Here is a 14,767-nt window from a genome sequence, read left to right on the forward strand (position 1 = left end):
TCCCTCCCTACAAGCACTGCGGCGCAGCGGCGCCGGTGTGTTCGGCGTCGACGCGCTCCCAGGTGGAGCGAGCGCGGGCGCGGTGGGTGGATTGCATCAGCTCGAGCAGGCGGTTGTGGTAGTGCAGGAATGCCCGTGAGGGCGTCCAGTTCTCCAGCGGTTTGTTAAGCGGCGTTACGCCGGCGAGGCAGTTCCATTCGCCGGGGTGTTCCGGCATGAGCTGAGCGCGTTCGGTTGCCAAGGCGATCATGTCGGCCTCGTTCACGCAGGCGGGCAGTTCCGGTTCGAGGTGAAAGTGTTCGCAGATGGCCTGCCAGACCTTGCGCTCGACCTCGTCGTACAGCGAAACCAGGCACTGCGCTTCATAGAACTCGCGCATGCCCAGCTTGAGCGGGCGCACCATGTCGCCGACGTAGGCTTCGGTGGCGTCGTGGAGCAGGGCGGCGAGCTGGTGTTCGGCCGGGACGATGCTGGCCACCAGCAGGCTGTGCTGCGCGACTGAGTAGTGCCGGCTGGTGTGGCCGTTGAAGCGGCAGAGCTGCGACAGGGCGTGGGCAATGTCCAGCGTGCAGACCTGGTCGGCGTTGGGCGCGAGCAGGTCGAAGCGGCGGCCGGAGCGGGTGAGAATCCAAGTCATGGCTGGCCCTCCTGCGTTGCCGGCTCGAACAGCGGATCGGCGCCGATGTAGACCTCGTCCGGGGCGTCTGGCCAGTGCTTGCGGCATTCGTCGAAGTCGCCCTGGTTCCAGAGGCGCAGGAACTCCATCCCCTCCTCGGTGCGCTGGTCCAGCGCGTAGGCGATGGCGACGACGGCGGCGTCTGGTGGCAGGTCTTCCTCGGGCTGTTGCGCGGTGAGGTCAGCCTTGTTCATCTGGGCTTCGGTCATTTTCTCCGAGGCCATGATGTTGGCGTCGATGCTCAGCGCCGTAGCCATCACTGACATGGTGTCGGTGATGTCGCGGCGGTCCCAGTGGCTGTGCTCGTCTACCGAGTCGTTCTTCCAGCAGTGGCAGAAGCGATCCTGCGAAACGCTGCGGTCCTTGGGGTGGTGGTAGCCAACGCAAATGAAGGACTCGCCACTGGTGGCGATGATGTTCTGTAGAGGTACGGCGCGGCGCGCGCGCAGGCATACGGTCGACTGGCTCATGCCATCACCTCCACTTCCTTCACCGGCAGGGTTTGCCAGTAGCGGTCGAACAGGGCGCGGGCCCGCTCGGAGAGGCGCCGGCAGATTTGTGCCTGGTCGTGCGAGCCGAGGCCGGCGAAGGTGTTGGCTGCCAGGCTGAGCTTGTCGGCCATGGCCACGAGCTGGTTGGCGTCGTCCTCGGTGATGACGCGGGTTTGCAGGTTGGCGATCTGTTCGCGGCAGTCGTCCAGCTCAGCGGTGCTGGCTTCGAGTGCCTGGGCGGCGTTGAGGCGGCTGATGGTGAAGCTGTGCTTGGCTGACTCGATGTCGCGTCGAGCCTGTGTGAGTTCATAGCGGTGGGCGTGCAGGCCGCGCTGGTAGCCGATGTCGAAGGCCTCGCGCTTGCCCTTGCGCAGGCCTTCATAGAAGCCGAGGCCGAACACGATGGCCATGCCTGCGACTGCGCCGATGAAGGCGATGATCTGAATGGTGGTGAAGTTCATGTGCTGTGTCCCGTTTGAGCCCGCCGGCTGGTGAGGCCGGCGGGGTGGTGGTTGGTGTTACTTGCCGAGAGAGAAGGTGCCGATGGTGAGTGGCACCAGGCCGCCGACTTCCTGCTCGAGCACGTCCTTGAATTCCTGGGCGAAGGCTTCGCGCTGGGCTTCCTCCCCGACCCACCGGAGTTTCAGGAGTGGCTCGTCGCGGCCGGTGATGACGGACAGGCGCAGCTTGATATCTGCCACGTCCAGCCCTTCGAACGGGACGGTGGTGAAGATGAAGGCGGAGGGCAGGGTGTCCTGGCTCTTGGCCTCGATCTCGTCCATGGCCGAGCGGCTGGCGGACAAGTCGCCGACGTTGCTGTCGCGCTGGCTGGTGGCCTTGATGACCATGCGGCGCACAGCGTTGATGGCCTGCAGCATCGGCAGAGTCGCCTCGCCGTCTTGGGCCTCCAGGTTGGGCAGCCAATCCTCCAACCATTCGGCGAGTTCCTTCTGGCTGAGCGGCTTGCCGAGCACAGCCTGGAGGGCGGAATAGGCGGCGGTCGGCTTGAGGGTGAGCACGGCTACGTCATCGCCATGGCCGGCGGCCCCGGGTTCGCCCAGGTTGAAGATGACGGCGGCGCGCATGGCGTCCTGATCGATGAAGCCGCGCGCGGCGGCCGGTGCGTTGTCATCCACCACGTCATGGCTTTCGGTGTACTTGATGAAGTCCTGCAGGGAGTGGGTAGCCATAGTCCCGCGGAAGCGGTCGCGCATCGGCTGGAATACTTCCAGCGACTGCATGCGAATGCCCTCTGGCAGTACCGCTACGGTGGTGCCGTCCGCAATGGTGATCGGCTTGGCTGCCGCGATCACGGCCTGGGACTCGATGTGTTGGATGGCTTCTTTGCTCAGCGACATGCTGTGTCTTCCTTTTGGTGAGTGGGGCTTGGTGAAGCGGGTCAGACTTCGCGGGGCACTACTGGCGCCTGCTCGCGGGTGAACATCTGGTCGGTGGGGCTGGTCTGGAACAGCTCGAGGCCGTTCTCGGTGACGTACATGGGCGTGTCGAGGGAGGTGTCCTCGCGCTTCTTGCCGCGCTTGGTGGGTTGCACGAAGTCCAGCGTGTGGCTGACGGTGACCTGGTTGCTCTGGCCGATCTGCTTGAGCTTGAACTTGAGCGTGACCTCGCCGGGCTTGCCGTGGTCGACCACGCCGGCGGCGACGTCGGAGAGCGCGCGGCCGACCTGCTGGGCGAATACGCTGGCGTTGAGGGAGTTGATGAACTCGCTGGTGTCGGTGGGTTTCATGGCGTGCTGTGCCTCTTTGTTGCCCTTGGTGGGGGCGGGTTATGCCGCTTGCGCGGCGGCGGTTTGATCCAGCCAGTCGGCCAGATCGTGTAGGTAGATGACCCAGGGGCTGCGGTTGGAGCTCGGGTCGAGCTGCCGGATCTTGAGGTTGAGCTGGCCTTCGCGAACTTTGCGGCGCAGGTGCTTGACCGTGGTGATGTGCGGCAGGTGGTCGGCGAGCAGCTGCTCGGCAGTGATGTAGTTGCCGGGGTAGCGGCTGCGCAGGGTGTCGAGCGTGGTTTGCGGCTGTGGCTTCATGGCTGCACCTCCCCGCGCCCCGCCGGGAGGCGGAGGCGGATCAGTTCGGTGATGCCTTCGATGGTCTTGCCAGCCTGCCGGTCGACCACGCTGCCCGTGCCGTCTGTGATCACGCAGCCGAACGGTGCGGCCTGCTCCGGGGTGAGCGTGACGTGCGGCAGGTAGCCTGACGGCAGCACGGCGAACAACGCGCACCAGAGGCGACCGAGGTCGTCCGCGTAGGGCTGGTTGGCTTGCAGGTGGGCGATGGCCTCCGAGCAGGCGCCGCGCAGCACCTTGGCGGGTACCACCGTTGGGTGGTCCAGGTGCAGGCTGGTGAGCTTGAGCGCGCCGATCGCGTGTTGGGTGGCAGAGGTGGTCATGCGGCGGCGTCCTTCTTGGTGACGGTGATGCCCAGCTGATCGGCCAGCCAGGCGATGCCGGCCTCGGTGGCCATGACGACGCCGTAGTGCGTGTAGCTGTTGATGGCCGGGTTCCAGCGGCTGCGGGTGTCGACGAACAGCCGGCCCTGGCCGCGCTCGCTGCTGATGAGCTCGCCTGCGTGGTTGAGCAGGCCCAGCTCACGCATGCGAGCGCGCAGCTTGCGCGGGCCAATGCCGAGCACGGCGGCGGCCTGGTCGAGGGTGCGGTTCATGGTGGCGGGCCTCAAGCTGCGGGGCTGGTGGCCCGGGCGGCGCGGAGCATGGCGTGCCACTGGCTATCCGGACTTTCGCCAAAGCCGTCTTCATAGCGCTCGGTTGCCGCGTGGAACGCCTCGCGCATGGCCTGCGTCGGCTCCATCGGCACCAACTGCCATCCATCTGGGGTGGTGGCGGCCTGACGTTCGCCGAGGAGCTGCGCATAGGCGTCCAGCAGCATTTCAATTCCGCTGCCGCCAAATGGCCCGAAGATGTCGGCGCAGTAATTCCAAGCAACCAGTTCGCCTTGGTTGCCTTCGCTCAGGTATTCCCAGTCGCCCACATCGTTCTTGCGAACCTTGATGCCGTCGATTTCGAACGTGTCTGGGCACTCCGCAGCGCTGTTGGTTATGGCTTGGAGCTCGGTAGTGGCCCCCTGCAGCTGGAGAGAAGCGCCGTTGAACGCCAGTGTGGCCGCTTCGAGATCATCAGGTGCGGCGAGCGGGTCAGTTTCTTCGAGTGAGGCGCCCGATTCGCGCTGCGGAATGGCCTCGGCCGTATCCACCGTGCCGTTGGCGACGGCCTCGATCCAATCGGCCAGATGCTGGACGTTGGCGCCGTCGTTGCGCTGGAGGGTCATGCTGTGGCGCTGCTCGCGCATGAACAGCACGGCCAGCAATTGGTTGCCGCTTTCGCTGGCGAAGGGCTCGATGCTGATCTCAGCGCGCAGCTCGCGGGCGGGCTGGGTGAGCAGCAGGGTTTCGGTGCCGGCCTGGCTGGCGAGCATGCCTAGGACTGCTTCGCTGCCTCTGGTGAGGGAGAAGGTGCTCATGCTGCGCCACCGAACGGGCCGAAGTCCTCGAAGGCGGGCAGGGTGTGGCGCTTGAGCTGAGCCGTGCGCAGGGTGACGTGAGCGGTCAGGCCTGTTTCACGTTCGATGCGGCGTACGGTGAAGGGGTTGGATGCCGCTGCCGGGTGCAAAAAGACCGGGCAGCGGGTGCTGCGGTGCTGTGCTGTGTCCATTGTCGCGATCCCGTGGTGAGTGGGTACGCGGAGAACAATACGTCAGCGTATTGGGCTGGTCAATACGCTAGCGAATCAAATGCACGGCTAGACGAATATGAATGAGTGGTAACGATCCTGGAGTTACAGATCGGCTGAACGCCAAGTAACGTAGACGCTCCCGTCACTGCACCTGGTCAGGACAACGCCATCGGCCTGCTGGATCTCGTCGAGGAGTCGATCCCAGTCCTCAGGGCGATCATCCGGCTCACGCGCGAGGTTCGCCTGCCGCTCTCGCTGGGCGCGCGGCGTACTGATGACCCGATTTACACGCCGCACTAAGCGGTGGTAGGTCGAGAAGTGAGAGGGGTGGGATAGCGCAGCATGCCCTTGCATAAAAGCCTCCTTTATACTGTTCATTTAGACAGTATACGGAGCGGGTAAGCCTGGCAACTGATGGACGAACGCCGCGATTGATATGTAAAGAAAGCAGAGGGGTCATGGATTAGTGGCTCCTCGTTGCGGAGGGCCACTGATCAATCGTACTTCTACTTTCCAGCAGGTAAGTCAGGCGATGGACTTGAGGCTTTGGTGGTATCAGAGTTCGCTGGAGGTAACGCAATTGGCCGCGCCTCTATGCTCCTCTTGAGTTGCTCAATGCTCGACTGAATAGCTGCGGCCTCTCGTCCCGAGTCAAAAAAGGTTTTTGCCCCGAAAATCATAGTGCCGTTGACAGCCAACAACCCTAAGACCGCAGCCAGCAATAGCTGAGAGAGATGACGCGAATTGTCACGGTTGTCGGACTTGACCTGATCGACCGTCTCCTCCAGTTTGCGTTCAAAGCCGCTGACCTTCTCGGTAATGGCTGCAAGCGAGCTGCTCATTGCCGACAGCTTTGTGTCGATGATTTGCTCACGATCCTCAATTCGACGATTGGTAGCCTCGAACCGTTCAGTATAGAGACGATCACGCGCCTCCTGCTCACGTCTATAAGCGTCAGCACGAGCTGATTCAGATCTCTCCATGCGATCAATGCGCCGGTCGATCCTGTCCTCGATCGCCTGCAAAGCGCGTTCGAAATTGTCGCTGCGAGCATCAGTCATGGTGGGTTCGGATTCGCTTTCTCGATTCGCTTTGGGTTCTTCTGGTTTGGAGCTTTCACTTAACCTACGTCCTAGTTTACCAAATGGGTAGTAGGCGTGGTGCGGACGATGGGTTGTAGCCAGTCCTCCGATTAAATCATGGGGCAACCGTGGCTCTTCCACAGATAGATAAGGCCTATCGGCCGCCACTACAATGAAGCCGGGATCACGTTCCGCCCCAAAAAAATCGCCCGTTTCAAAAATGTACTGGCCGGTACCGGCTCGACGAACGATCCTGGTTTTGGCTGCCTTCTCTTCTTTATCTAGCTGTTCAAGGGTCTTATTAGCCATCAGGTAGGAACTGTATTCCATTGTTTCCTAATCCTTCTCAGCCACTGGGTTCTTTTTCACCCACCTTGCAAGAACAGCATAATTGATAAGGCTCATCGTTCCGCAGAAAGCGCAATGGATGAGTGCGCAGGGTTGAAATGCCGTGAGCTTCGCGATTTCCAACTCAAAAACGATTACTTTCGCTTCAGTGTCGAGTTCAGCTACGAGTTCATCTCCCCCTTCTCGCGGGCCCTCAATGTCAGCGTGGAGTACCCACTGCTTATGACCACATTCTCTACAAGCACCATTCTCTCTGGTCGCATCAAGAAAACGGACCAGATCACCAGAGGTAACCTCGAGAGACTCTAGCGCTTCACGTGTATCGCTCGGCATGGTTGCTATTCCGACCTTGGAAGTTAGTTGCGCTGCACATCGTACCGCTTATTCGAGTCTGCCAGTACGGCTATACCCTGACCTTGCTCGGCGGCAGGATGGCGCCGACGTAGTGGATGGTTTCGATCTGCTCGACCGGGATGGTGCGGCGGCCGAATGCGTCGTTGACGGACATGACGCTGACCTCGGTGTCGTTGGCGTAGAGCAGTTCCTTGACCATGCTTTCTCCGCTGGTGAGGCAGATCAACACGTACTCACCTGGTACCCATGAATGGTTTGGTTCGCAGACGGCGATCCAGCCGGATCGGATCGCCGGGGCCATCGAGTCGCCGCGCAGGCGCAATGCGTAGGCATCCGGATCGCGAGAGGGCACGTCGACCATTCCGTCACCTCCATCTAGCGCGTGCCAGTAACCCTCGTTACCCAGTTGTGCGGTTCCGACGATTTTGATCGGGCGATAGGGGGTGATGATTTCTGGTCCCGGTTCCATTTCCAGATCGTAGCTTCCCGATCCTTCGTTCATGCTTTCGGCGTCCGGTCCGCCGTGGCGGAGCCAGTGCGCTTTTACGCCGAGCGCTTTGGCGATCTTCTCGACGTTGCTCTGGCGGGGGTCTTGCGACTCACCAGTGATGATCCTGTGGATGGTCGGCTGCGATACCCCTGACCGGCGTTTCAGCTCGCCCTCCGACCAGCCAAGCTCTTCCAGCTTTGCGGCAAGTCGCTTGCCTATATGCATGGTTGCGTCCGATCCAAAAACGTATTGACGAGTGTATTGATTCATTCAATACGTATGCGTATTATTTGTTCCAATGCGAGTGCGCATGGGATTTGACGATGACCATCAAGAACATGATCGAAGGGCTGATAGAGCTGGGTTATACCCAAGGCTCCATCGCCGAGGCGGTGGGCGCCACCCAGCCTACGATCCACCGCGCGCTTAATGGCTCCGATATTCGCTACACCACAGGCAAGGCGATCGAGTCGCTCTATGCGCAGAAGGTTGGCGGTTTGTCTGTAGCAGTGAGCGCGGCGGCGGCTCTCCATAAATCTGCTGTCTGATTTCGACATCAACCCCGCCGGGACACGGCACATTCCAGTATTAGCGGAGGCCGCTTCCGGGAGCCTACCCAGCAGACCTGGGTCGGCATAGGCCCAAGGGCCAAGAGCACTAAACCTGACGCCACGGCGGCAGGTGGATGTAGAGGCTGGAATCAAGGCGCCCACTCACCAAAGTAAAGCAGCCTTGACCCAGCGTTCCGGTAGACGGGTACCACCCCTGACTACCTCAACCCGCGACCCGAGGACACAGCACGTATCGGGAAGGGTCGCGAGCTGTGCGCCAACTGTAGGGCAACTGCCCTGCGGCTGGCTACAGCGTTACCGGGGCATTAACGCTATGAGCCGCAAGGATCTATTACCGGGCAAGGGCCCGGTGCTGAACACCCGCCAGGCGCTCTACCGCGCCACACGCGATGCAACAGGGGGCCAGAACGCGGTGGCGCTGACCATCGGGATGGACCCGGACGAGCTGAACAAGCGCGTCAGCCCTACGAGCAATCGCCCCATTCACCCTGAGTTCCTAGAAGAAATCGTTGCGGCCACGCGCGACCCGCGCCTGCTGGCGGCCTTGGTGCGCCCGGCCGGTGCGGTGGCCTACGTGCCCGCGCCGGTACCGGCCACGCATGCTGCGCTGAATGCGCTGGGCAAGCTGCTACGAGCGGAAGGGGATTTTGTGGCGAGCTTGCATGAGGGCGCTGCGGACAATGTCTGGCTGCCGCACGAAGTCGAGGCGCTGCGCTACCACGCCAACCGCGTGATCGGCCATGTGCTGGGCATTGTCGCCGGCGCTGAGCTGGCGATGTCCGAAGCCAGGGCAGGCGGGGAGGTGGCCCATGGATGAGCGCGCATTCGAACTGGCGCAACAGCGCGAGCTGGAAGACCGGGAGGCGGCGATTGCCCGCCGTGTGGGCTACGTGGGCGTGAGCTTGAGTGAGTGCGAGAAGTGCGGCGACGAGATTCCGCCTGCGCGGCGCGAGGCGGTGAGGGGGGGCCGGCTGTGTATCGCTTGCCAGGCGGACGAGGACAAGCGGAATGCGGGGGTGAGGCGTGGTTGATGCTCACCCCCGTTTTGCGTCAGTCCGCGATGCGCAGCGCCATCAGCTTGGCAAGCCGTGCCAGGTAGGCCTGCATATTTTCGTTCCCGTCTGTAGGCACGCAGCCATCGTTGTAGAAGTAGATGCGATCCAGATTTGCTCGGCCGCGGGCGTCCAGCTCGGCGGCGAGTTGTTCAGTGAGGCCAGGGAGCCTCATGCCTATGGGGTGTTCTTCGTAGTTGATCCATTCGCCTGTCATGAACCCGATTGGCTTGTAGTTGCGGTTGAGCAACACGTAGCTGCCGTCTTCCAGGCGGTCGAGACAGTAGGGGAAGTGAGTTTGGCGCAGTTCACCCTTCAACATGCTTTCTTCTCCAGTGAGGCCGTCCATGAACAAGTTGATCATCATCGTTGCGCCACAAGGCGCGGGCAAGACCACGAATGCCACAGCGCTAAAGGAAGCGTTGGGCTGCGAGCGAATCGTGGACAACTGGGATGGCCGAGCGCGGCTCGAGGACGGCGACCTTGCGCTGACCAACTGCACCACGTTCGAAGCGCCGAAGCGAGCGCGGGTGTTGTCCCTAGCGCAGGCGATGAGCGAAGCGCAGCTGGCCGCCTGAGCCTCCGTTTGATGGTGGGAGGGCACAGACATGTCTGAACGCGTACCTCTCACCCTGGCCGATCTCCCCGAGCTGCTGCAGTACATCCCCGCCGATGACCGCGACACCTGGTTGCTGGTGGGTATGGGCATCAAGGCGGAGTTCGGCAATAACGGATTCGATGCCTGGGATACCTGGAGTGCCGGTGCTGACAGTTACAGCACGGCGGATGCGAAGACGGTATGGCGCTCGTTCCGCAAGGCGGGCACGGGCATGGGCACGGTGATCAAGCTGGCACATGACAACGGCTGGCGGCCACGCCGGGAGCCGATCACCGCCGAGGAGAAGCGACGGCTGAATGCCGAGGCGGAAGCGCGGCGGGCAATGCGGCAGGCGGAGATCGAGGCGGACGAGGCGAGGGCGCAGGTGATGCGCGAAGCCGTGGCCGCTGCCTGCGAGTTGATCTGGACGAAGCACTGCAAGCCGCAAGGCGAAAGCCCCTACCTGGAACGCAAGCAGGTGGGGGCTTTTGGTGTTGGCTATTTCCATTACACGGTTGTGCTGGCCATCGATGACGAGCGGCAGCGCTGCGACGTGTGGGTGGGGAGCGAGACGCGCGAGTTCTTCGCGGCCATGCCCAAGCCCAGGCCGGATTCGCTGTCGTTCCTGATGTTCAAGGCGGGGAGCATTGCCATTCCGCTGCGCGATGCGACGGGCAAGCTGTGGAGCTTGCAGGCGATCAACGAGCAGGGCACGAAGCTGTTCCCGAAATACGGGCGCAAGGCGGGTTGCCGGCATGTGCTGGGCGAGCTGGACGGCGCGGCGGTGATCGGCGAAGCCGAGGGCTATGCGACGGCTGCCAGTGTGCATATGGCGAAGGGCTGGCCGGTGGCGATGGCGCTGGACTCCGGCAACATGCCGGCGGTAGCGCGTGACCTGGCGTCGCAATGCCCGGATGCGCTGCTGTTGGTTGCCGGTGACGATGACCCGACGAAGCCCGGCAACCCGGGCCGCAAGAAGGCGGAAGCGGCGGCGGGAGAGGTGGGCGGCATTGCTGCCTTCCCGACCCAGCCGGCCGAAGGCGAGGCGGGGCAAGATTGGAACGATGTGCATGTGGCGTGGGGGCTGGATGCGGTAGCGCAGCAGCTCGACGCTGCGGTGGCTGCTGGCAAGCCTTCCCCGACCCCATCTGATGACGAAGGCGCTGCGCCGGCCGGCACCTCCGACAACGGGGGGCAGGGGGCGGGCTTTACGGCGGAGCAGATCCTGCGGCGGTTTGCGTTGGTGGAAGGCACCACGCACATCTGGGACCAAGACAAGAAAGCGATGATGAAGAAGACCGCGTTCGAGGCGCTGGTGAGCAAGCCGCTCGCCAAGGCCTGGCTGGATGACGTGGCCAAGAAGCTGATCGGCGCGGATACGGTGCGCGAGCTGGAGCAGGCGCGGCGGATGGCTGGCAAGAAGGCCTCGGCGCTGGGGATGACGCCCATCGAGCGGTATGTGTACATCGACGGGACGAAGGATGTGTGGGACCGCGAGAAGAAGCGCCGCATTCCGGAAGGCGCGGTGAAGATGGCGCTGGGCGATGCCTATGCGCTGTGGCTGAACAGCGCTGAGCGGCGGACAGTGGATGTTGATCACATCGTGTTTGACCCGACGATGACGAAGGACCCGGCCGTGTACATCAACACGTTCGAGGGGCTGCCGCTGGAGCCGGTGCGCGATGACGCGGCGTGCGAGAACCTGCGCTGGTTGATCTCCTTTTTGTGCAACCACGAGGAAGAAGCCTTCGACTGGCTGAAGAAGTGGCTGGCTTACCCGTTGCAGCACCCGGGCGCGAAAATGGACACGGCTGTGTTGGCGCATTCGATCACTGAGGGCTCGGGCAAGTCGTTGCTCTTTGCCGATGCGTTCGGCCAGTTGTTCGGGCTGTACGCGGCGACGGTCGGGCAGACGCAGTTGGAGTCATCCTTCAACGCGTGGCAGAGCCGCAAGCTTTGGGCGGTGTTCGAGGAGGTTGTGTCGCGGGACCAGCGTTACAACCAGGTGGGCAAGATCAAGCATCTGATCACCGGCAAGACGGTGCGGATGGAGTCGAAGTTCATCAACGGTTGGGAGGAGGCGAACCATATGAATGCCGTCTTCCTCTCGAACGAGATCCTGCCGTGGCCGATCAGCGACAGTGACCGGCGCATGCTGGTGGTGTGGCCGCAGGAGACGTTGCCGCCGGCGAGGCAGAAGGCGATCGGCGCGGAGCTGGCGAACGGTGGCGTGGCTGCGCTTTACGGCTGGCTGCTGGATGTGGACCTGGGCGACTTCAATGAGCGCACGCGTCCGCCGCATACGGATGCCCGGCAGCGGCTGGTGGCGTTGTCGCGGGCTGGTTGGCAGACCTTCCTCCATCAGTGGCAGCACGGCGAGTTGGGGCACAAGCTCTGGGGTGCGTGCCTTTCGACGGACCTTTATGCGCTGTTCCTCGAGTGGTGCCAGCGCAACCGTGAACACGCGATGAGCCAGACGAAGTTCAGCCTGTTCATCAGCTCCGAGGTGGAGAAGACGCGGTCGATCCCCTGGACGGAGGGGGCGAACCGGCGCTTCGGGGCCTTCTTCTTTCCCAGTGACCCTGACTCTTCCCTGCCCCCATCTATGAGCGCGGCTGCGCTTGGCCAGCATGTGGCTGCCTGGCGGGCGAGGGCGAAATTGGCGGGCTGGGATGTGGACGGCTGGGAGCATTTGAAGGGGGCTGCGGCATGAGAACGGCGAAAAGTGTGTTGGGTGTGTTGGGTTGTGTTGGGTTTGGTTTGCGCACCCGGCACAGCGAGAGGCCAGCAGCTGCGCGGCTTTGCGCGGGCTGTGGGGGGTGTGTTGGGTTTCATGTCGCGCGCGCGCGTGCGTGTGTTGTATTGCAGCCTCTGAACGGGGCTGATGCGGATGGAAAAAATTGCTACGCGAGGACCGAAAAAACCAACAAACCCAACACACCTAACACAGTTGCTTTGAAGGCATTGATTTATAAGGGTTTTGAGTGTGTTGGGTTTGTGTTGGGTTGCGGGTTTTGTGTCGGGTTGGGGGGCAGAGCATGATCGAGGCCATGGAGGTGCTGTTGCAGGCGTGGGGCCGTGAGGTTGTGAACCCCGCTCTGGATGTGGCCATCGCCTCGCCGCTGGGGCGGATGGGTGACGATGCGCCGGGCGGTGTGGGCGGGCATCGCTGCCTGTCGCTGGTGGAGTGCGCGGTGGCGATCAGTCGGGCGAGCCAGGCGGTGAGCATGGCGCTGGATGGTATGGCGAAGGATGCGCCGCTGGGCCTCGGATCGCGTGGCCGTGTGCTGCAGCGGCTGGCGCATGTGCGCTATTGCCAGGGGCCGCAGGCGGTCGCCGTGGCGGCGCAGTGCTCGCGGCTGGGTATCTCGATGCGGTCGTATCGGGCGCAGGTGGACGAGCTGCATGCGGAGTTACAGGCGGAGTGGCCGGTGGCGCTGGCGAGGTTGCAGGCGGCGGAGCGGGGAACGGATGCGCATGCGGCGGCGGTGAAGCGTGCGCGTGCGGCGCGGGACGTAGCCCGGGAGAACGCACGGGCTGAGCGCAAGCGGGTGGCCGATCGCAAGGCCGCTGCTCGGGCGGTGAAGGCGGCAGCGGAGTTGCGGAAAGTCGGCGCCGCTGGATGACCGTTCGTCGGGTTGGTTTGGCGCGAACGGCGTTCAACCGTGCTCAAGTGTGCTCAACCGTGTTGAACAGCGCCGCGAAAAACGGGCGGTTGCGGGCGTTGCATGTCGGCTGTAGAAAGTGCCCATGGTTGTAGAGCTGCGCCCGCAGCGATAACCGCCGAGCGACGTGCTGTGTCGCGGCCTGTTCCCCGGCAGGCCAGCCCTCGCAAGGGGGCACCCATTCCAAGGCTCACCCCAAACGGTGGGCCTTTTTCATTTGTGCCGCTGGAGGTCAAGCATGTCTACCGAACAACAGGTGCAGCAGTCGCTGGCCGATCTTCCGACGTGGCTGCTGATCCTGGTGGCGCTAGCAGGGCTTACCGGCGAGATGTGGCGGGCCGATGCGGCTGGCATGGCGGTGGGTGAGCTCATCAAGCGCGTTCTGCTGCGCTTCGGTGCCTCGGCGGTGTTCGGTCTGGCGACCGTGCTATTGGCAACGGCCTGGGGGTCGAGCCTGCTGACCTCTGCAGCGCTGGGAAGCGTGGTCGCGTGCCTAGGGGCAGATGTGGCCAGCGGGCTTTATGCGCGCTGGCTGGCGCGGCGGGCGGGTGTGTGTGATGAGGTATCTAAAACCGCGGCCGAGAGTTCTGACCTGCGCTAAGAATGCTATGTGCCAGTAGTGACAGGCTTAAGTACGTTGGTGCATGCACTGAAGTCTGAAATGGTCTGGATTATTTCGGGAAGCAGTATCAGTAGCGAAGTTACTTTTTCTTCTTCGGTGGGTTTTTTGCTAGTTTCATTTTTTGTGCCCGGCACCATTGCAATGTCTGCAGGCTGCTTCAAGGTGTCCAGCGCGTTAAGTGCATCGGCCGGTGAAACTGATAATTTCGCGATTGTTCCTAATGTGTCGTCAATATTAAAGGCGGTCTTGTTTATCTCGCTGAGTTCATATTTTAGGAGCAAGAGATTGCGATTGTGTGCTTGCAAGTAAGGTGATGCTATAAAGTTCAATGCCGCCAGCTGCGCGGTGGCGTCTGCGTCGGAGTTAATTGCCGCAGTAACAATTGAAGCCGATTGAAGTGCTGGGAGCGAAGATAAGTTCTGTGAGTAAATGGCTTGCTTGATTTCAACGCTGTTGCTCCTTACTTTTTCTTTGGCGTTCGAGATAGTCATAATGTCGATGCCGGTCAAGTGTTGAGCAAGGGTGGTCATATGTATGCCGGAGCAGTATGCGGCTTCTGCAGAATTGAAATAGATTGTGCGCTGGTCTTTAGGTTTGAAATATTGATTAGCTCCCATCCCTAAACCCAGCAGGGCGCCCGCCGTCTTATATAGCTTTGATTTCGACCCTGTAAGCGCTCCTCCTGCAGCTAGAGCTACTGCGAAGATGGACAATCCATTCGCTTTCATTTGGAAGTCGCTAGCAGCGTCAGAACGTTCCGCTTTCAAATACGCATTCAGGAAGAATTTAGATGCCGCATTGTGAGCCTGCGCAGCAGGAGTGGACGCTATCGCATCAGGTCTGGAGAAAGCTGACGTAGCTCGTGGGGTCTGAACGGGGGCGGTTGAACAACCTGCCATTATCAACGCAGAAACTACCAACAATGAGCCGGCGCATTTCATAGAAGATCCGTCCTTGGTGAGGAGTGACTTGAGTGTAGTCCTCTATTCGACTTTGCAAGTCATTCTCCGAGAGAAGAAGTGGAACGGGTCCTCCCCCGCGTTTTTTGCCAGGTTGAGCTGCTCAACACCACTCGCTTTGAAGATCGACGGTCAAAGCTGCTAATGGCCGGC

At 61.9% G+C, this 14,767-nt stretch carries 22 protein-coding genes; 7 read left to right on the forward strand and 15 right to left on the reverse strand.

All coding sequences use genetic code 11. The features are described from left to right. Window positions 1-7 precede the first annotated feature (7 nt). From ACVRRC_RS21110 to ACVRRC_RS21170, 13 genes are all read right to left on the reverse strand, one after another. Entirely contained in the window at window positions 8-637 is a 630-nt protein-coding gene (locus ACVRRC_RS21110) for an HD domain-containing protein (protein WP_472997483.1), read from the reverse strand. Next, a complete protein-coding gene (locus ACVRRC_RS21115; protein ID WP_472997485.1) occupies window positions 634-1,146 on the reverse strand; it encodes a hypothetical protein in 513 nt (170 codons plus the stop codon). The genes ACVRRC_RS21110 and ACVRRC_RS21115 overlap by 4 nt, the downstream gene beginning before the upstream one ends. Next, window positions 1,143-1,628 (reverse strand): hypothetical protein, encoded by a 486-nt coding sequence (locus ACVRRC_RS21120; RefSeq protein WP_472997486.1) that lies wholly within the window; start codon window positions 1,626-1,628, stop codon window positions 1,143-1,145. The genes ACVRRC_RS21115 and ACVRRC_RS21120 overlap by 4 nt, the downstream gene beginning before the upstream one ends. 57 nt (window positions 1,629-1,685) lie before the next feature. Continuing rightward, window positions 1,686-2,525, reverse strand: a complete 840-nt coding sequence (locus ACVRRC_RS21125) for a DUF2303 family protein (protein WP_472997487.1) — start codon at window positions 2,523-2,525, stop codon at window positions 1,686-1,688. Window positions 2,526-2,566: 41 nt separating this feature from the next. Next, window positions 2,567-2,914, reverse strand: a complete 348-nt coding sequence (locus ACVRRC_RS21130; RefSeq protein WP_472997488.1) for a hypothetical protein — start codon at window positions 2,912-2,914, stop codon at window positions 2,567-2,569. Window positions 2,915-2,953: 39 nt separating this feature from the next. Beyond that, complete coding sequence (locus ACVRRC_RS21135) at window positions 2,954-3,211, reverse strand: pyocin activator PrtN family protein (RefSeq protein WP_179484917.1); 258 nt, start codon at window positions 3,209-3,211, stop codon at window positions 2,954-2,956. Beyond that, entirely contained in the window at window positions 3,208-3,573 is a 366-nt protein-coding gene (locus tag ACVRRC_RS21140; protein WP_312147090.1) for a hypothetical protein, read from the reverse strand. Before ACVRRC_RS21140 ends, ACVRRC_RS21135 begins: the two co-directional genes overlap by 4 nt. Continuing rightward, window positions 3,570-3,845 carry a hypothetical protein gene (locus tag ACVRRC_RS21145; protein WP_181092086.1) on the reverse strand — a complete coding sequence of 92 codons (276 nt, stop codon included), beginning with the start codon at window positions 3,843-3,845 and terminating at the stop codon, window positions 3,570-3,572. The genes ACVRRC_RS21140 and ACVRRC_RS21145 overlap by 4 nt, the downstream gene beginning before the upstream one ends. Before the next feature lie 11 nt (window positions 3,846-3,856). Beyond that, a complete protein-coding gene (locus tag ACVRRC_RS21150) occupies window positions 3,857-4,660 on the reverse strand; it encodes a hypothetical protein (protein WP_472997489.1) in 804 nt (267 codons plus the stop codon). After that, on the reverse strand, window positions 4,657-4,851 hold the full coding sequence (locus ACVRRC_RS21155; protein ID WP_472997490.1) for a hypothetical protein: 195 nt from the start codon (window positions 4,849-4,851) through the stop codon (window positions 4,657-4,659). The genes ACVRRC_RS21150 and ACVRRC_RS21155 overlap by 4 nt, the downstream gene beginning before the upstream one ends. A gap of 123 nt (window positions 4,852-4,974) precedes the next feature. Continuing rightward, window positions 4,975-5,250 (reverse strand): DUF1654 domain-containing protein, encoded by a 276-nt coding sequence (locus ACVRRC_RS21160; RefSeq protein WP_472997491.1) that lies wholly within the window; start codon window positions 5,248-5,250, stop codon window positions 4,975-4,977. A 128-nt stretch (window positions 5,251-5,378) separates the two neighbouring features. Beyond that, complete coding sequence (locus ACVRRC_RS21165) at window positions 5,379-6,284, reverse strand: hypothetical protein (RefSeq protein WP_472997492.1); 906 nt, start codon at window positions 6,282-6,284, stop codon at window positions 5,379-5,381. Between the two features lie 421 nt (window positions 6,285-6,705). Next, complete coding sequence (locus ACVRRC_RS21170; RefSeq protein ID WP_472997493.1) at window positions 6,706-7,416, reverse strand: LexA family transcriptional regulator; 711 nt, start codon at window positions 7,414-7,416, stop codon at window positions 6,706-6,708. A gap of 53 nt (window positions 7,417-7,469) precedes the next feature. On the opposite strand from ACVRRC_RS21170, the gene ACVRRC_RS21175 reads away from it, so the two are divergent. The 3 genes from ACVRRC_RS21175 to ACVRRC_RS21185 all read left to right on the forward strand — a co-directional run bounded on the left by ACVRRC_RS21175 (window position 7,470) and on the right by ACVRRC_RS21185 (window position 8,749). Next, window positions 7,470-7,694 (forward strand): helix-turn-helix domain-containing protein, encoded by a 225-nt coding sequence (locus tag ACVRRC_RS21175; RefSeq protein ID WP_472997494.1) that lies wholly within the window; start codon window positions 7,470-7,472, stop codon window positions 7,692-7,694. Window positions 7,695-8,031: 337 nt separating this feature from the next. Beyond that, window positions 8,032-8,535, forward strand: a complete 504-nt coding sequence (locus tag ACVRRC_RS21180; protein ID WP_472997495.1) for a phage regulatory CII family protein — start codon at window positions 8,032-8,034, stop codon at window positions 8,533-8,535. Further along, on the forward strand, window positions 8,528-8,749 hold the full coding sequence (locus ACVRRC_RS21185; protein ID WP_472997496.1) for a TraR/DksA C4-type zinc finger protein: 222 nt from the start codon (window positions 8,528-8,530) through the stop codon (window positions 8,747-8,749). The genes ACVRRC_RS21180 and ACVRRC_RS21185 overlap by 8 nt, the downstream gene beginning before the upstream one ends. A gap of 19 nt (window positions 8,750-8,768) precedes the next feature. Here ACVRRC_RS21185 and ACVRRC_RS21190 read toward each other — a convergent pair whose 3' ends face one another. Then, window positions 8,769-9,092, reverse strand: a complete 324-nt coding sequence (locus ACVRRC_RS21190; RefSeq protein WP_472997498.1) for a hypothetical protein — start codon at window positions 9,090-9,092, stop codon at window positions 8,769-8,771. 25 nt (window positions 9,093-9,117) lie between these two features. Between ACVRRC_RS21190 and ACVRRC_RS21195 the strand changes: the two genes are divergently transcribed. The 4 genes from ACVRRC_RS21195 to ACVRRC_RS21210 all read left to right on the forward strand — a co-directional run bounded on the left by ACVRRC_RS21195 (window position 9,118) and on the right by ACVRRC_RS21210 (window position 13,634). After that, window positions 9,118-9,348: a hypothetical protein gene (locus tag ACVRRC_RS21195; protein WP_472997499.1), complete on the forward strand. Its 231-nt coding sequence runs from the start codon at window positions 9,118-9,120 to the stop codon at window positions 9,346-9,348. Between the two features lie 30 nt (window positions 9,349-9,378). Further along, window positions 9,379-12,081 (forward strand): DUF5906 domain-containing protein, encoded by a 2,703-nt coding sequence (locus ACVRRC_RS21200; RefSeq protein WP_472997500.1) that lies wholly within the window; start codon window positions 9,379-9,381, stop codon window positions 12,079-12,081. Between the two features lie 325 nt (window positions 12,082-12,406). Beyond that, window positions 12,407-12,994: a hypothetical protein gene (locus ACVRRC_RS21205; RefSeq protein ID WP_472997501.1), complete on the forward strand. Its 588-nt coding sequence runs from the start codon at window positions 12,407-12,409 to the stop codon at window positions 12,992-12,994. Between the two features lie 277 nt (window positions 12,995-13,271). Then, the gene (locus ACVRRC_RS21210) at window positions 13,272-13,634 is read left to right on the forward strand and encodes a phage holin family protein (protein WP_279647547.1); all 363 of its coding nucleotides are present in this window, start codon (window positions 13,272-13,274) and stop codon (window positions 13,632-13,634) included. Window positions 13,635-13,639: 5 nt separating this feature from the next. Here ACVRRC_RS21210 and ACVRRC_RS21215 read toward each other — a convergent pair whose 3' ends face one another. Continuing rightward, complete coding sequence (locus tag ACVRRC_RS21215; protein WP_472997502.1) at window positions 13,640-14,596, reverse strand: hypothetical protein; 957 nt, start codon at window positions 14,594-14,596, stop codon at window positions 13,640-13,642. Window positions 14,597-14,767 lie beyond the last annotated feature (171 nt).

The sequence above is a fragment of the Stutzerimonas sp. LR2 genome (assembly GCF_055755175.1).

What these genes read in the sequence shown, in the direction of transcription:
- ACVRRC_RS21175 (WP_472997494.1), top strand. Translation starts at nt 7,470, where the DNA reads ATGACCATCAAGAACATGATCGAAGGGCTGATAGAGCTGGGTTATACC.
- ACVRRC_RS21185 (WP_472997496.1), top strand. Translation starts at nt 8,528, where the DNA reads ATGGATGAGCGCGCATTCGAACTGGCGCAACAGCGCGAGCTGGAAGAC.
- ACVRRC_RS21180 (WP_472997495.1), top strand. Translation starts at nt 8,032, where the DNA reads ATGAGCCGCAAGGATCTATTACCGGGCAAGGGCCCGGTGCTGAACACC.
- ACVRRC_RS21160 (WP_472997491.1), bottom strand. Translation starts at nt 5,250, where the DNA reads ATGAACAGTATAAAGGAGGCTTTTATGCAAGGGCATGCTGCGCTATCC.
- ACVRRC_RS21170 (WP_472997493.1), bottom strand. Translation starts at nt 7,416, where the DNA reads ATGAATCAATACACTCGTCAATACGTTTTTGGATCGGACGCAACCATG.
- ACVRRC_RS21200 (WP_472997500.1), top strand. Translation starts at nt 9,379, where the DNA reads ATGTCTGAACGCGTACCTCTCACCCTGGCCGATCTCCCCGAGCTGCTG.
- ACVRRC_RS21110 (WP_472997483.1), bottom strand. Translation starts at nt 637, where the DNA reads ATGACTTGGATTCTCACCCGCTCCGGCCGCCGCTTCGACCTGCTCGCG.
- ACVRRC_RS21130 (WP_472997488.1), bottom strand. Translation starts at nt 2,914, where the DNA reads ATGAAACCCACCGACACCAGCGAGTTCATCAACTCCCTCAACGCCAGC.
- ACVRRC_RS21195 (WP_472997499.1), top strand. Translation starts at nt 9,118, where the DNA reads ATGAACAAGTTGATCATCATCGTTGCGCCACAAGGCGCGGGCAAGACC.
- ACVRRC_RS21125 (WP_472997487.1), bottom strand. Translation starts at nt 2,525, where the DNA reads ATGTCGCTGAGCAAAGAAGCCATCCAACACATCGAGTCCCAGGCCGTG.
- ACVRRC_RS21120 (WP_472997486.1), bottom strand. Translation starts at nt 1,628, where the DNA reads ATGAACTTCACCACCATTCAGATCATCGCCTTCATCGGCGCAGTCGCA.
- ACVRRC_RS21215 (WP_472997502.1), bottom strand. Translation starts at nt 14,596, where the DNA reads ATGAAATGCGCCGGCTCATTGTTGGTAGTTTCTGCGTTGATAATGGCA.
- ACVRRC_RS21115 (WP_472997485.1), bottom strand. Translation starts at nt 1,146, where the DNA reads ATGAGCCAGTCGACCGTATGCCTGCGCGCGCGCCGCGCCGTACCTCTA.
- ACVRRC_RS21155 (WP_472997490.1), bottom strand. Translation starts at nt 4,851, where the DNA reads ATGGACACAGCACAGCACCGCAGCACCCGCTGCCCGGTCTTTTTGCAC.
- ACVRRC_RS21205 (WP_472997501.1), top strand. Translation starts at nt 12,407, where the DNA reads ATGATCGAGGCCATGGAGGTGCTGTTGCAGGCGTGGGGCCGTGAGGTT.
- ACVRRC_RS21150 (WP_472997489.1), bottom strand. Translation starts at nt 4,660, where the DNA reads ATGAGCACCTTCTCCCTCACCAGAGGCAGCGAAGCAGTCCTAGGCATG.
- ACVRRC_RS21165 (WP_472997492.1), bottom strand. Translation starts at nt 6,284, where the DNA reads ATGGAATACAGTTCCTACCTGATGGCTAATAAGACCCTTGAACAGCTA.
- ACVRRC_RS21210 (WP_279647547.1), top strand. Translation starts at nt 13,272, where the DNA reads ATGTCTACCGAACAACAGGTGCAGCAGTCGCTGGCCGATCTTCCGACG.
- ACVRRC_RS21190 (WP_472997498.1), bottom strand. Translation starts at nt 9,092, where the DNA reads ATGTTGAAGGGTGAACTGCGCCAAACTCACTTCCCCTACTGTCTCGAC.
- ACVRRC_RS21145 (WP_181092086.1), bottom strand. Translation starts at nt 3,845, where the DNA reads ATGAACCGCACCCTCGACCAGGCCGCCGCCGTGCTCGGCATTGGCCCG.
- ACVRRC_RS21135 (WP_179484917.1), bottom strand. Translation starts at nt 3,211, where the DNA reads ATGAAGCCACAGCCGCAAACCACGCTCGACACCCTGCGCAGCCGCTAC.
- ACVRRC_RS21140 (WP_312147090.1), bottom strand. Translation starts at nt 3,573, where the DNA reads ATGACCACCTCTGCCACCCAACACGCGATCGGCGCGCTCAAGCTCACC.